Genomic DNA, 14494 nt, shown 5'->3' with positions numbered 1-14494 from the left:
ATCAACCGATCTCCTGATTGATGAAAGTGGCCTTCATAAAAGTCCGGATGGCGTTGAAATCGTCATGCATCGGGCGATCATCGCGATAGGACGGAACAACCGTACGAATATTGGCGTAAACCTTGCCGGTGCGTTTGGCCGGTGCGACATCTTCTGCCCGAAGGTCATAAGCCTGTGCTGCTGCCAGAAGTTCGATCCCCAGAACCGTTTCCAGATTGTCGAGGATACCCAGCAACTTCCAGGCTGACGGTGTGGCGTGGGTCAGGATATCTTCCTGAAGGGCTGATGTGATCCCGCCGTCCAGGCTTGCCGGGGCGGCAAGGCGACGATTTTCCGCAACCAGTGCCACAGCGGTATATTGCGCAATCATGTAACCGGAACACACACCGCTTTCGGGCACTAGAAAGGCAGGCAAACCGCTTACCATCGGATTGACCAATCGATCGATCCGGCGTTCCGAAATTGCCGCCAGTTCGGCTGCCGCCACCGCAAGCCCATCCAGAACCAACCCCAATGCGGCGCCGACCGCATGGGCTTCGGAATGGACTTCAGGCGAGGTTGCATCACCCGAAACTGCCGGGTTATCGGTCACACTTGCCAGCTCGCGTTCAACCGTTTCGACGGTATTGTCAAACAGGTCTCGTACGGCACCGTGCACATGGGGCACCGCCCGTACACTTAACGGGTCTTGGGTGCGTTTGCCTGCCGATGCCGCCAGCATCGGGCTATCGCCCAGATAATCGCGTAGAATTCTGCCGACTTTCTGCAAACCATCGGACTTCCGCAATCCCAGTGCTTTTTCGGAAAATGCCGTGATCTGACATCCAAGGTTTTCGGCACTGAGTGCCGCCGCCGTATCAGCCCACCCCATTAACAACTGCAAGCGCGAAAGTGCCATACAGGCAAGCCCGGTCGCACAGGGCGTCCCGTTAACCAGACTAAGCCCTTCCTTGGCTTCAAGGCGCAGCGGAGAGATCCCGATCTGCCTACAGGTTTCTGCACCGGTCATTCGCACATCACCCTGCACGGCATGACCATGCCCGATCAGAACCAGTCCGATCGATGCTGCATGGGTCAGATACCCGACAGATCCCCGCGATGGCACCACCGGAATGCAATTGGCATTCAAAAGCGCCAGCAAGGCGTCGACCACCTCGATCCGGACACCGGATGCACCATGGGCAAAATTATTGATCTGGGCGGCCATGACCGCACGGGTTTCAACCTGTCCCAGTGGCTCACCGACCCCGCAGGCATGGCTCATCAGGATATTATGCGACAAAGCCTGCTGACGATCCCGATCAATGATCACGTCACACAGGGCACCAACACCGGTATTGATGCCATATCCCTTGATGCCACGCTCCACCAGCGCATCAACAATTTTCCGTGCTTTTACGATCCGGTCACGTGCTTCCGGGGCCAGTGCAAGGCGCGCACCATTGGCAACGGCGGCAATCTGCTGCCAGCTCAGGGATGACGAAAGCACAACATCCTGTGTCATTGCGCCTCCACTCCGACCTGACGGCGCTGGACGAACCGGGCAACATAGTCGTTTGCAGGATTGTTCAGGATGTCAGCCGGTTTGCCGACCTGCACAAGCTGCCCGTCCTTCAGGATCGCGATTTCCGACCCGATCCGAAGCGCTTCTTCCAGATCGTGGGTGATAAAGACGATGGTTTTGTGCAACTCGGTCTGAAGCTGCAAAAGCTGGTCCTGCATTTCCGCCCGGATCAACGGATCAAGGGCGCTGAATGCCTCGTCCATCAGGATCACGTCGGTATCGGCGGCCAATGCACGGGCCAAACCGACACGCTGGCGCATACCGCCGGACAATTCATGGGGATACTTGTTTTCATATCCCGTCAAATTGACCGCATCGATCCATTTCTGGCCGATTTCACGTGCTTCCTGTTTGGATGTACCCCGCACCTTCTGACCGTAAATCACGTTCTGCATCACGGTTCGGTGCGGCATCAGGGCAAAGCTTTGAAACACCATGCTGACACGATGGGTCCGGAACGAACGCAATGCCTTGGGCGACAGGTTCAGGATGTTTTCACCATCAAACAGAACCTCGCCACTGGTCGGCTCGATCAGCCGGTTCAGGTGCCGGACAAGGGTCGACTTCCCCGAGCCGGACAGGCCCATGATCACAAAAATCTGGCCCGGTTCGATGGTCAGGCTGACATCGTTAAGGCCAACCGAACATCCCGACACATTGAGGATTTCATCCTTGTCCTTGCCTTCACGCGCCATCTGCAACGCGTTCTGTTCCTGATGGCCAAAGATTTTGAAAACGTTGCGGATTTCGATTTTACCCATGGCTCGCGCCTCCCGCCTTCGGCTTGCCAAGGCCCTGTGTAATCCGGTCCAGCAACACGGCAAGAATGACAATCCCGATCCCGGCTTCCAGTCCCTTGCCGACATCAAGTGTCTGAATACCGTTCAAAACCTGTTCACCCAACCCTCGTGCACCAATCATTGATGCGACAACCACCATCGACAGCGCCATCATGATTGTCTGGTTCAGGCCCGCCATGATGGTTGGTGTCGCCAGCGGGAGTTCGACCCCGAACAGGATTTGCCGTGGGCTGCCACCAAACGCGGTTGCGGCTTCAACCACTTCCTTGTCGACCTGGCGAATACCCAGATCGGTCAATCGGATCAGCGGCGGGACGGCATAAATGATGGTGGCAAGAATGGCCGGAACCTTGCCCAAGCCAAACAGCATCAGGGCCGGGATCAGATACACAAAGCTTGGCATTGTCTGCATGATATCAAGGATCGGCAGGATGATGCTGCGCACCAGACTGCTTTTGGCCGCCAGAATGCCAAATGGCACCCCGATCACCACGGAGACGATGGTCGCCATCAGCATCAATGCCAGTGTCTGCATCGTCAGGTCCCATAGACCCAGTATTCCGACCACAAACAGCAAGACGCCAACCGCAACGGTCAGAACCCAGCGCCGCGAGCTGTACCACGCACCCGCCATGAAAAGCACGATAACGACCCACCACGGCAAGCCGCGCAGGACCCATTCGATGAACAGGACGGATTGCAAAAGCGCATGCGAAATCGCCTTGAATATCCAGCCGTAATTGATGACCAGCGTTTCGATGAAATCATTCACCGGGCCGCGAATCGAATAATGAAGGTTCTCGGGAAACATCGAAGATTTTCCTTTATTCTTGCCTGCTTGTCCGGATGCGCCCTAGGGCGCGAAACGGTTCTCCTGCCGACATTCCGGCAGGAGAACGCAGTCCGACAGACTTACTTGAGGCTGTCTTCGATCTTCGCCTTTGCCTCGGGCGAAACCCATTCACCCCAGACATCCGCCTTGGTTTTCAGGAATTCCTTCGCGGCAACATCGGCATCGACTTCGTTGTCAGCCATATAGGCAAGGCTGCCATTGACGTCTTCAAGCGGGAAGGTTGCCTTTTCAAGAATGGCTGCGATTTCCGGTGCCTCTTTGGCAAAGGTACTGTTCACGCCATAGGCAACATCGACACTCGGAAACGCGCATGCTTCCTCGCGCTTGCCATCGGATTTCGAAAGTTCCGCCCAGCACGCATCGCTATAAGCCGGTTCATCAAGCTGGATCAGGTTGAACTTGCCCATCATCGCGGTCGGCGACCAGTAATAGAACAGAAGCGGTTCGCCCTGCAGATATGCCGACTTGATCGCCGCGTCGAGTGCGGTACCCGTGCCCGGGCGGAAGTTCACGTAATGATCGTCAAGCTGATAGGCTTCGAGCTTTGCGGTACTGATCCCCTCGCAGGTCCAGCCGGATGGGCAATTCAGGAAACGGCCCTTGGACGGTTCTTCCGGATCGGTGAACAGTTCGACATATTTCGGATCGGAAAGCTGGCTCACACTTTTAAGGTCAGGTGCCATCGGCTCGATGCCGCGCTTTTCGTCACCCTTGATCACGTAATCAGGTACGAACCAGCCTTCGCTGGCGCCGACAAAGGTTTTGCCAATGGCAACAACCTTGCCCTGATCAACGGCCTTGTTCCAGATGTCGCTGCGGCCAAGCCATTCTTCGGCAAAAATCTGAATGTCGTTATTGGCAACCGCCTGTTCGAGCGTGATCGAATTGCCCGGAATGGAATCCACCTGGCAATCGTAGCCGGTCTCAAGGATGTTCATTATCACTTCGGTAATGAATGCCCCGCTTTCCCAGCTGATACCGGCAAATTTCACGGTATTGCCGTCACTGCAATAGGATGCGCTTGCACCCGTCGTCGAAAGACCAAGTGCAACAATTGCAGCAAGGCCCGTGGTTTTAATGTGTTTCATAGACATGGTAGCCCCTCTGTTCAAAATGCGTTCGGCACTTTTGCTTTTTGGACAGACCCGAAGGTCAGCCGGTTTCTTCCCTTGCGTGGTGATCGTTGCCACCGACCCTTTTTCTTTTTGCCGCCTCGCTTTTGACGATTGCGGGGATTTCCCCGGATCACCGGTTTTTGCACCGGTGATCCGAAAACTTTTGATGTCCTTACGCCTGTCCCCCGACGACAAAACCCGAAAGTTTCGCGGCCGAAACAAGGCTGCCATCGGTTACCAGTTCCGCGGCCTTCGCCAGATCCGGGGCCATGTAGCGGTCCTGTTCGACGCTTGGAATGTCTTTGCGGACCATCGCCAGAACGTCCTGCAAACCGGCACTGGTTTTCAGCGGGCGGCGGAATTCAACGCCCTGTGCCGCACAGATCAGCTCGACCCCCAGAATGTAGGAAAGGTTGGCATTCATCCGTGCCAGCCGGCGTGCGCCGTGGGCGGCCATCGACACATGATCTTCCTGATTAGCACTTGTGGGGGTGCTGTCGGTCGAACACGGATTGGCAAGATGCTTGTTCTCGCTCATAAGCGCTGCCGTTGTGACCTCGGCAATCATCAGACCGGAATTCAAACCCGGATCCGGCGTCAGGAACGGCGGCAGGTCATGTGAAAGTGTCGGATCAACCATCAATGCCACGCGGCGCTGGGCAATCGCCCCGATTTCGGCAACGGCAAGCGCGATCTGATCGGCGGCAAAGGCCACCGGTTCGGCATGGAAATTGCCGCCCGAAACAATCCGGCCATCTTCTTTAAGAACCAGAGGATTATCGGTGACCGCATTGGCCTCGATCTCCAGCGTTTGCCCGGCAAAGCGCAGCAAATCCATGGCCGCCCCGGTCACCTGCGGCTGGCAGCGGATGCAATACGGGTCCTGAACGCGGGTATCGCCTTCGCGATGGCTTTCGCGAATTTCGGATCCGTCCATCAAGGCGCGCATCGACCGCGCGACATTGATCTGCCCCGGATGGCCGCGCAGCGTATGGATTTCATCCACCAGCGGGGCGGTCGATCCCATGATCGCATCGGTCGAAAGCGAGGCGGTCACAATCGAGCTTGCCGCGTTGCGCCAGGCTGAAAACAGGCCGACCAATGCACATGCGGTTGAAAACTGCGTGCCGTTAATCAGGGCAAGGCCTTCTTTCGGGCCAAGAACCACCGGCGTCAGACCAGCCTTTTTCAGGGCATCCGCACCGGCCATGGTTTCGCCGCGATAAACCGCTTCGCCCGCCCCGATCATGACAGCCGTCATGTGGGCAAGTGGTGCCAGATCGCCCGATGCACCGACCGATCCTTGTGACGGGACAACCGGGGTTACGCCATATTCCAGCATCCCCTCGATCAGGTCGATAATGTCCCAGCGCACACCCGATGCACCCCGCCCGAGCGAGAGCAATTTCAACGCCATCATCAGACGCGTGGTCGGAATATCAAGCGCATAACCCACGCCGCAGCAATGGCTGAGGATCAGGTTGCGTTGCAGGGTTTCGGTATCCTTGGTCGCAATCTTGACCGACGCCAGCTTGCCAAAACCGGTATTAACCCCGTAGACCGCATCGCTGCCGTCGGCGGCGGCACGGACCATCGCATGGGCGGCCTCGACCCCGGCCTTGGCCGACAGGTCCAGCTTCACGGCGGCCTGACTGCGCCAGATATGTTCAAGATCGGCCAGTTTCACCGAAGCGGGGATCAGGGTGACGGTCATTTTGCATCCTTGTCGAATACAGGTTTCGGGGCGCGTGGGCAGAGTTTCGATGCGCCTAGCGCGCGACCGGAACCCCACCGAAAATACGTTCAAACAGCGGGTTGAACCCGATGCGGTATGAAAGCTCTGCCGGGTGTGACACATTCCAGATCGCCAGATCGGCACGCATGCCCGACTTAACTTGCCCGGTATCGGACAGTCCCAGTGCACGGGCGGCATGGGCGGTTGCGCCGACCAAGGCTTCTTCGGGGGTCAGGCGGAATAACGTGCAGGACATATTCATCGTCAGCAGGATCGACATCAGTGGCGATGTGCCCGGATTGCAATCGGTTGCAACCGCCATTGGCACGCCATGCTTTCGAAAGGCAGCGACGGGCGGCAAATGTTTTTCATGCAGGGTATAAAACGCGCCGGGCAACAGGACCGCGACCGAGCCGGATTTGGCCATCGCCATCGCGTCTTCTTCGTTGGCATATTCGACATGATCAACCGACAGCGCACCATAATCTGCCGCCAGTTTGGTACCGCCGATATTTGAAAGCTGCTCGGCATGCAGTTTGACCGGGATGCCAAGCGCGCGGGCGACATCAAACACGCGCGCAATCTGTGCGGTATCGAACGCGATGCCTTCGCAGAAACCGTCAACCGCATCGACCAGCCCTTCGGCATGGGCGGCGCGCAAAGTCGGGATGCAGACCTCGTCTATATAACGATCCGGTTCACCCTTGAATTCCGCCGGGGTGGCATGGGCACCAAGGAAGGTGGTTTTGATCCGGACCGAACGATGTTTTTCAATCGCGCGGGCGGCGCGCAGCATGTTCAGTTCCGTCTCGCGGTCCAGACCGTAGCCGGATTTGACCTCGATCACGGCTACACCCTCGGCCAGCAGCGCATCAACCCGCGGCAGGGCACTTGCCAGCAATTCTTCGACACTTGCGGCGCGCGTTGCGCTTACGGTTGAAACGATACCACCGCCTGCACGGGCGATTTCCTCGTAACTTGCGCCTTGCAGGCGCATTTCGAATTCAACGGCACGGTTGCCGCCATGCACGACATGGGTATGACAATCACTCAGGGCCGGTGTGACCAACCGCCCGCCAAGGTCACGATAAGGAAATTTTTTGCTGTCTTTATAGTCTTCGGGGATCGCGTCGGCATCGCCGACCCAGACGATTTTCTCGCCCTCGATCGCGACGGCACCATTATCAATCATGCAATATGACAGTTGATCTTTGCCCGGCGCTTTATCGATCGCGACAATTTTCGCATTTCCCAAAAGCATGTAAAGCTCACCCTTGATAAGTCTGTTATTAAATATAATATGTACGTACATAATATCACTGTCAAGACGGGTATAGGCAATGACGGTTATCTGTGCAAATCAGGCACTTACGACTTCGGGTTGGGAAAACAACGTTCTGATCGAGATCGATGAAAGCGGCAGAATCACTAGGGTTCAGGCCGATTCCCCTGCTGCTGGCAACCGTGTTGGCACGCTTTTGCCCGCGATATCAAACCTGCATAGCCACGCGTTCCAGCGTTCGATGGCAGGACTGACCGAAAGACGTGGCCCCGATCCCCGCGATACCTTCTGGACATGGCGGCAATTGATGTTCCGCTTTCTGGATCAGCTCACCCCGGATCACGTGCAGGACATTGCGGCCTTTGTGCAAATGGAAATGCTCGAAGCCGGTTACGCCAACAATACCGAGTTCCATTACCTGCACCATCAACCGGGCGGCGTTCCCTATGACAATGTCGCCGAGATGGCCGAACGCATTGCTGCCGCAGCAAACATCACCGGTATCGGCCTGACCCTTTTGCCGGTGCATTACCAGTTCGGTGGTTGTGACAAACGCCCGCTTGGCGCGGGACAAATCCGGTTTGGCAATGATCCGGAACGCTTTGCCAAACTGTATGAGGAAAGCGAAAAGGCGTTAAAATCCCTGCCGTCCGACACCCGCATGGGGGTGGCCCCCCATTCGCTGCGTGCCGTTGGGCGGGAGGACCTGATCGCCACCACGCGCCTGTCAAAGGACGGCCCTGTTCACATGCATCTCGCTGAACAGGTCGCCGAGGTTGAGGAGGTCGCGGCATCCTGGGGCAAGCGCCCGGTCGAATGGCTGCTTGAAAATGCCGATGTCGATGAAAACTGGTGCCTGATCCATTGCACGCAGATGCAGGAACACGAGACGCTTGGACTCGCCAACACCGGTGCGGTTGCCGGACTTTGCCCGATCACCGAAAGCAGCCTTGGCGACGGTATTTTTGATGGTGTGCGGTATCTGAATGCGGGCGGTACCATTGGCGTCGGATCGGATTCCAATATCCGTATCTCGCTTTCCGAAGAACTCCGGACACTGGAATACAGCCAGCGTCTTCGCGATAAATCGCGTGCCGCCCTTGCCACCCCGGAAAAATCCACCGCACGCCGGTTGTTTGATGCGGTTGCCAAGGGTGGCGCACAGGCCGCAGGCCGCGATGCCGGCCGGATCGAGGTCGGCGCACTGGCCGATCTGATGGCGCTTGATGGCGCGGCAGTTGACCTTATCGGTCGGACAGGCGATACGATCCTCGATACATATGTCTTTGCCGGAGATGATCGCATGGTGCGTGATGTCTGGTCGGCCGGTCGCCATGTCGTGACCGAGGGCCGCCATATCGCACACGATACGATCACGGGCCGGTATCGCAAGGTGATGGAACAACTCAAGGAAGCGGTGTGAGCACCACCACGGAACTGACAAACTGGCAATCGGTCCATGACGAGGTCCTGCGCCGCATTCACACCCGTGAATGGAAACCCGGCGACCAGATCCCCAAGGAAGTCGAGCTGGCCGAGGAACTGGGCTGTGCGCGTGCGACCGTCAACCGGGCGCTCCGCGAACTTGCCGCCGAGGGCTTCCTTGATCGCCGCCGCAAGGCCGGAACCCGTGTTGCCGCCCACCCGGTGCGACGTGCGCGGCTCGACATCCCGGTCATACGGCTTGAGATCGAGGGCCGCGGCCAGAAATATACCTATGGCCTGCTGTTAAGCGAACGCCGAAGCCCGCCGCCGGAAATCTGCGCCAATCTGGGCGTCACCGCGGATAGCGACATGCTGCATATCACGTCGCTGCATCTGGCCGATGGCAAACCCTACATGTTTGAAGAACGCTGGGTCTCGGTCGCCGCCACCCCGGAAATTGTTGATGCTGATCTGTCAAAGATCAGTGCCAATGAATGGCTGGTGCTCCATGCCCCCTACACCAAGGGCGACATTTCATTTTCCGCCGTGCTAGCATCCGAAAACGAAGCCAAAATCCTGCGCACCCAAAAGAATGAACCGCTGTTCCTGATCGAACGCACGACCTGGGAGGGGGAAAAGGGCATTACCTCCGCCCGGCTGGTGTTTGCGCCGGGATACCGGATGCATACGGCACTTTAGACCTTCCGCAGAGCCTTTGGTTTCTGCGCATATCCGCCCCTTTTTTTCAGATTCCCTAAAAAAGTTCTTGATTTGTTCTTTTAATTGTGTCATAACAGTCAAGTCAACGGGAGAAAAGCGCCCGGACCGAAACCCGCAAAGCCTTACAGGCTCTGCGGGTTTTTGCGTTTGGGGCCGGATCAAAGAGGTGATCAGGATGCAGCGGCAAGGATTGAGGCAGGGCGGCGAGGCAGCCCGCAGGATATGGGGCGGCGGATGGCGGAGCCATTACGGCGGCATTCTGGGCAGGTTCTAACACGCTTCAAAAACGCTTATTTGTCATGATGGGAGAGATGCGTCTTGTCGGGGAAAGGACCCCGAATTTGCCGAAAGAGGCAGCAATGGCAGCAGTGGCGGCATCGGATTGCGGCCCGTCGGTGGTGGACAGGTTGGGGGCAGTACGCCCGAAGACCGTCTGTCGGTAAAAATGGCAGCGGCCCGAGGTGTGTCTGGACGCCGTGGTGGCAGGTTGCCGCCTTGGCCGGAGCGGGCAACGAGCCAGTGGGCGGTCCGTGGGGCGTCAGTTGGCGAGGTTGCTGGAGGCCCGAAGTTTGTCCGGGCTCCGTGGGTCATGCCATTGCCGGAAGTGGCTGTAGCGGGCAGCGAGGTTGTGGGCAGCCATTGGACCGTCTGTCGGCGGGGCTGGTGGGTGCCCGAGGTTTGTCCAGCGTTGCCGAAAGTGCCGTGTCGCCGGAAGTCGCTGTGGAGGATTTGCCGGAAGAGGCAACAGGGTAGCATCGGACCATGCCCCGTCGACGGTGGACAGGTTGGGGGCAGCGCGCCCGAAATCCGTTTGCTGGTGAAGATGGCAGCCGCCCGTGGTGTGTCTGGAGGCCGGGGTGGCAGCTTGTGGCCGTGGCCAGGGCGGGCAACGAGCCGCCGGGCGGTCTGAAGGTGTCTGGTGGTGAGGCTGGCGAAAGGTCGGGATTTGTCCGGCGTTGCCCGAAGTCCTGTCGCTGTGGCGCCGGCCGTGAGCATGATGGTCGTCTGTGGGGCCCCAGATTTGTTCGGGCTTCGTCAGTTGCGGGACGTCCGGTTTGGGGTTGGGTGTCCTGCTGTTGTCGCCATCATGTTGCCGTGGTCATGGGGGGAAAACAGGGCAATGGAAGCATTACCCGTTTGATCCGTCATAGGCCGCGACCACCCGGAATTCGGGACCATCGACGGTTGAGTGGCTTTCGTAGAGGCAGAAGCGGTCGATGGTGAAAGTTCGGGATGTCAGGCCGATATTGTCGGCCACCGCCTGTTCGACAGTCGCACGGGCGGCGTCGCGGTTGCGGCCCAGAGTGATGTGCGGATTGAATTTGCGCATATCCATGTCCGGGCATTCTTCGAGCCGCAGCAATGCCTTTTCCACACGGTTTGCAAGACTGTGCAAGGCGGGTTGATCTGCGACACCGGCCCAGAAAATGCGAAGCTTCCGGGCGGATGCGAAGATGCCAAGGCCCTGCACGCGAAGATCGAAGGGTTCGAACGGGAGTTCGGACAGGGCCGCATCGATTTCACGGGCCAGACCGGGATCGACATTGCCGATGAATTTCAGCGTGATGTGCATGTTTTCCGGGGTCTGGGCATCAAGCCCCCTGATCCCGCGCGCCAACGGGTAAAGATCGTCGGCAATATCAGCCGGGATTTCGACGCCAACAAACAAACGCATATTCGGAACTCACGCACGACAATCTGGCAGATGGGGATTTGATCTTTAAGCGGGCGACCGCCCGATATTTATCCGGTCGAACGGCCCGGAAGCGGGATGATGTCATCCTCGCCCGGGATTTGCGGGAAACGGCCCGCGGCCCAGTCGGCCTTGGCCTTATCAATCCGTTCCTTGGAACTGGAAACGAAGTTCCACCAGATATGGCGATAACCGACCGGCAATCCGCCGAGCAGCATCACGCGACAATCGGATTGGGCGACGATATCGGGAATTTCTTCGGGCGGGACATAAATGAAGTTTTCCGGTTCATACAAATCGCCGTCGATGCGCAGGTTGCCGGAAACGACATAAAGGGCGGCTTCCTGATTTTCACCGGGCAGCAGAAGCTGCGCACCGGCATCCATGTGGACATCAAGGTAAAACAGCTTGGATTTGACCGGAACCGGGGCGGTTTTGCCAAAGGCCTCGCCCGCGATCAGGCGCATATGCAAGCCGGCATCGTCAATGACCGGCAGGTCATCCCTGGCGATATGGAAAAATTCCGGATCGGATTCTTCTTCGTCTTCGGGAAGGGCCGCCCACAATTGCAGGCCATCGAGTTTATGATGGCTGTTGCGCACCGCATCGGTTTCGCGTTCGGAATGGGTGATGCCGCGCCCGGCACTCATCCAGTTCAGATCGCCCGGCTGGATTTCCAGAAGACTGCCAAGGCTGTCATGATGGCGGATCGCACCTTCGAAAAGATAGGTGACGGTGGCAAGGCCGATATGGGGATGCGGGGCAACGTCAACCCCCTGCCCCGGTTCGAACGATGCCGGTCCCATGCGATCAAAAAACACAAACGGACCGACAGACCGGACATCCCGATGTGGCAGGACGCGGCGCACGGACAGGGGACCAAGATTGGCTTCCTTGCCAGAAATCAGTGTGGACATGCGCCGCCTCCTTTTTTAGGTCTGCTTCAGACTAATCTGGTTCGTACCCGCCTTACGGGCAAGGGTTCGGCCAGGTGGTCTGGATTTTCTCGATCTCGGCCAGAACGTCGTCGGACAGTTCGACATAGGCAGAGCCGATATTGGATTTGAGCTGTTCCATGCTGGTCGCGCCGATGATGTTGGCGGTCAGGAACGGGCGGGTATTGACGTAAGCCAGCGCCATCTGCGCGGGATCAAGCCCGTTATCCTTGGCGAGTTTGACATAGGCCATTGTCGCCTTGATGCCATTTTCGGTCAGGTAACGGCCGAAATATTGCGGCCAGATGGTTGTCCGTGCGCCTTCGGGCCGCGCACCGCCGATATATTTGCCCGACAATGCCCCACCGCCCAACGGCGAATACGCCAGAAGACCAGCATCTTCGCGGATCGAGCATTCCGCCAGACCGACTTCATAGGTGCGGTTCAAAAGCCCATAGGGGTTCTGCACCGAAACCACGCGCGGCCAGCCCTTTTTCTCGGCCAGTTCAAGGAACTTCATCAAGCCCCACGGGGTTTCGTTCGACAGCCCGATATGACGGATTTTGCCCGCCTGCACCAGATCATGCAGGGCTTCGAGGGATTCCTCGATCGGGGTGAATTCCTCGTTCGCGTCATGGACGTAACCGAGCTTGCCAAAGAAGTTGGAATTCCGGTCCGGCCAATGGAGCTGATAGATATCGACATAGTCGGTTTTGAGCCGTTTGAGCGAGCCGTCAATCGCCTCGTTGATCTGTGCGCGGGTCAGGCGCGGGCCGCCCCGGACATAGGGAAAACGTTCGGCCGGGCCGACAATCTTGGTGGCGATCACCAAATCATCTCGGCGACCGCGTTTTTCAAGCCAGTTGCCGATGATGGTTTCGGTTTTGGTGAAGGTTTCTTCCATCGCCGGAACCGGATACATTTCGGCGGTATCGATGAAATTGACTTCGTTACTGGTGGCGTAGTCAAGCTGTTCGAAAGCTTCGTCCTGGCTGTTCTGCTGGCCCCAGGTCATGGTGCCCAGACAAATGACACTGACATTGATGTCAGTTCGTCCCAATCGACGATATTCCATAGATCAATCCCCTTTTACGCCCTGATTGGGCGCACTTTATTTTCAATGGTATGAATATATCCCGGTCGCGGAGTGATGAAAGCTTTTAGCGCGAATTTTCTTGCAACATCATGGAATTGCAATGAATTTTCGACGTATTCGACCCTAGATGAACAGGGTCAGAACCCCGGTATAGCTGTAAAAGCGATCATTGCAGACCTCGCCACTGCCGTAAAATCCGGTGAGCGGCAGATCACCGATTTCATCGCGGATGATCATCATTTCGCGGCTTTCGGTGCCAAACAGATGCGGCCCGCGGGCGACACAACTGCAATAAAGCGCGCCACGCGGCTTGCCCGGCAGGCGTTTTTGCAAATCAGCCAGCATGCGGCGCAAATCCTGTTCGGCGGCAACACCGTCACGCCGGACAAAACGGATGGTATCGCCCACCTGCACATCGCCACTGATGGCCATCAGGTTGTTGTGCGGATCGACCCCCATCAGGTTGCGGACAACAAAATCGCCGGTGTCCGACCCCGGCACCATCAGGGCGACGTGATAGCGGCCCGAGGCGATGGAATGTTCGCTGCCGTCGGCTTCCATTTCCGATTTGAAAACGTCGAGTGCCGGACGGTCATCAAGGGTGGCGATAATTCCTTCGCGTCCCTCGGTCACGCGATGCACCGGCCCGACCGGGGTGCAGGCCTGACTGATGCCGACCTGTACCATTGTCTTGCCGGCAAACAGAACACCCGACAGGCCGCCATTAACGACCCTGTCGGCAATTTGCGGGGCACCACGTTCGCCCGATGCAATACCGCCCACCAGATAGGTTGAGCCCATGCGTGCCAGTTCGGACAGTGTTGCGAGACTTTCCGGGGCCGCCGGATCGCCATGGACAAGACCAAAGATCGGTTGCAGGCGATCAATCGCGCGCTGCAATTCCGGCGCATCAAGATCGGCATCGGTTTTAAGCGGTTCGAAAATATGAAAATCGTCCGGGTCGATCTGGGCGACCATGACGGAGGCCGCCGGAACGCCGAAATAGGCGCGGCCTGATCCGCAGACGCCAATGCCGACGGTGCCGACCCAGTGTTCAAGCGACAGGCGGGAGCGCAGGAAAGTCAGGATGCTGCCAAGATCGGCGGCCAGTGCCTCGGACACATATAAAAAAGCCAGTGCCTGTTGCGGCAATGGCTGTGTTTGCAATTGATCGGCCAGTTCGGTGGCGACTGCTGCCCAATTTTCCCCGCTGGCATGTGCCGCATGAAATTCAGCCGTCATGCATTCTCCCGCTTTTTGAAAACCTGCCTGATGA

Annotated in this window: 12 protein-coding genes; 2 read left to right on the top strand and 10 right to left on the bottom strand. The window is 57.7% G+C overall.

What is annotated here, in order from left to right; translation table 11 throughout:
* Position 1: 1 nt before the first annotated feature.
* From AUP42_RS08760 to hutI, 6 genes are all read right to left on the bottom strand, one after another.
* The gene (locus AUP42_RS08760) at positions 2-1504 is read right to left on the bottom strand and encodes an HAL/PAL/TAL family ammonia-lyase (protein WP_062950987.1); all 1503 of its coding nucleotides are present in this window, start codon (positions 1502-1504) and stop codon (positions 2-4) included.
* Positions 1501-2325, bottom strand: a complete 825-nt coding sequence (locus AUP42_RS08755) for a quaternary amine ABC transporter ATP-binding protein (RefSeq protein WP_062950985.1) — start codon at positions 2323-2325, stop codon at positions 1501-1503. The genes AUP42_RS08760 and AUP42_RS08755 overlap by 4 nt, the downstream gene beginning before the upstream one ends.
* Positions 2318-3175 (bottom strand): ABC transporter permease, encoded by an 858-nt coding sequence (locus tag AUP42_RS08750; RefSeq protein ID WP_062950983.1) that lies wholly within the window; start codon positions 3173-3175, stop codon positions 2318-2320. The genes AUP42_RS08755 and AUP42_RS08750 overlap by 8 nt, the downstream gene beginning before the upstream one ends.
* A gap of 101 nt (positions 3176-3276) precedes the next feature.
* Entirely contained in the window at positions 3277-4305 is a 1029-nt protein-coding gene (locus tag AUP42_RS08745) for an ABC transporter substrate-binding protein (protein WP_231858206.1), read from the bottom strand.
* A gap of 199 nt (positions 4306-4504) precedes the next feature.
* A complete protein-coding gene (gene hutH / locus AUP42_RS08740; protein ID WP_062950982.1) occupies positions 4505-6046 on the bottom strand; it encodes a histidine ammonia-lyase in 1542 nt (513 codons plus the stop codon).
* A gap of 55 nt (positions 6047-6101) precedes the next feature.
* Positions 6102-7328: an imidazolonepropionase gene (gene hutI, locus AUP42_RS08735; RefSeq protein WP_062950981.1), complete on the bottom strand. Its 1227-nt coding sequence runs from the start codon at positions 7326-7328 to the stop codon at positions 6102-6104.
* Positions 7329-7407: 79 nt separating this feature from the next.
* Here hutI and AUP42_RS08730 point away from each other — a divergent pair, with 79 nt between their 5' ends.
* Positions 7408-8772 (top strand): formimidoylglutamate deiminase, encoded by a 1365-nt coding sequence (locus AUP42_RS08730; RefSeq protein WP_062950980.1) that lies wholly within the window; start codon positions 7408-7410, stop codon positions 8770-8772.
* Positions 8769-9473 carry a GntR family transcriptional regulator gene (locus AUP42_RS08725; RefSeq protein WP_062950979.1) on the top strand — a complete coding sequence of 235 codons (705 nt, stop codon included), beginning with the start codon at positions 8769-8771 and terminating at the stop codon, positions 9471-9473. The genes AUP42_RS08730 and AUP42_RS08725 overlap by 4 nt, the downstream gene beginning before the upstream one ends.
* A 1150-nt stretch (positions 9474-10623) precedes the next feature.
* Here AUP42_RS08725 and thpR read toward each other — a convergent pair.
* From thpR to AUP42_RS08705, 4 genes are all read right to left on the bottom strand, one after another.
* Positions 10624-11169 carry an RNA 2',3'-cyclic phosphodiesterase gene (thpR, locus tag AUP42_RS08720; RefSeq protein WP_062950978.1) on the bottom strand — a complete coding sequence of 182 codons (546 nt, stop codon included), beginning with the start codon at positions 11167-11169 and terminating at the stop codon, positions 10624-10626.
* A 68-nt stretch (positions 11170-11237) separates the two neighbouring features.
* Complete coding sequence (locus AUP42_RS08715) at positions 11238-12104, bottom strand: pirin family protein (RefSeq protein ID WP_062950976.1); 867 nt, start codon at positions 12102-12104, stop codon at positions 11238-11240.
* 52 nt (positions 12105-12156) lie between these two features.
* Positions 12157-13197 carry an NADP(H)-dependent aldo-keto reductase gene (locus AUP42_RS08710; protein WP_062950974.1) on the bottom strand — a complete coding sequence of 347 codons (1041 nt, stop codon included), beginning with the start codon at positions 13195-13197 and terminating at the stop codon, positions 12157-12159.
* Positions 13198-13341: 144 nt separating this feature from the next.
* Positions 13342-14460 carry an FIST signal transduction protein gene (locus AUP42_RS08705; RefSeq protein WP_062950973.1) on the bottom strand — a complete coding sequence of 373 codons (1119 nt, stop codon included), beginning with the start codon at positions 14458-14460 and terminating at the stop codon, positions 13342-13344.
* Positions 14461-14494: the final 34 nt, after the last annotated feature.

The organism is Thalassospira lucentensis, assembly GCF_001613805.1.
Taxonomy (GTDB): Bacteria; Pseudomonadota; Alphaproteobacteria; order Rhodospirillales; family Thalassospiraceae; genus Thalassospira; species Thalassospira lucentensis_A.
The sequence above is the reverse complement of the archived record's forward strand: the minus strand, read 5'-3'. Positions and strand labels throughout refer to the sequence as shown.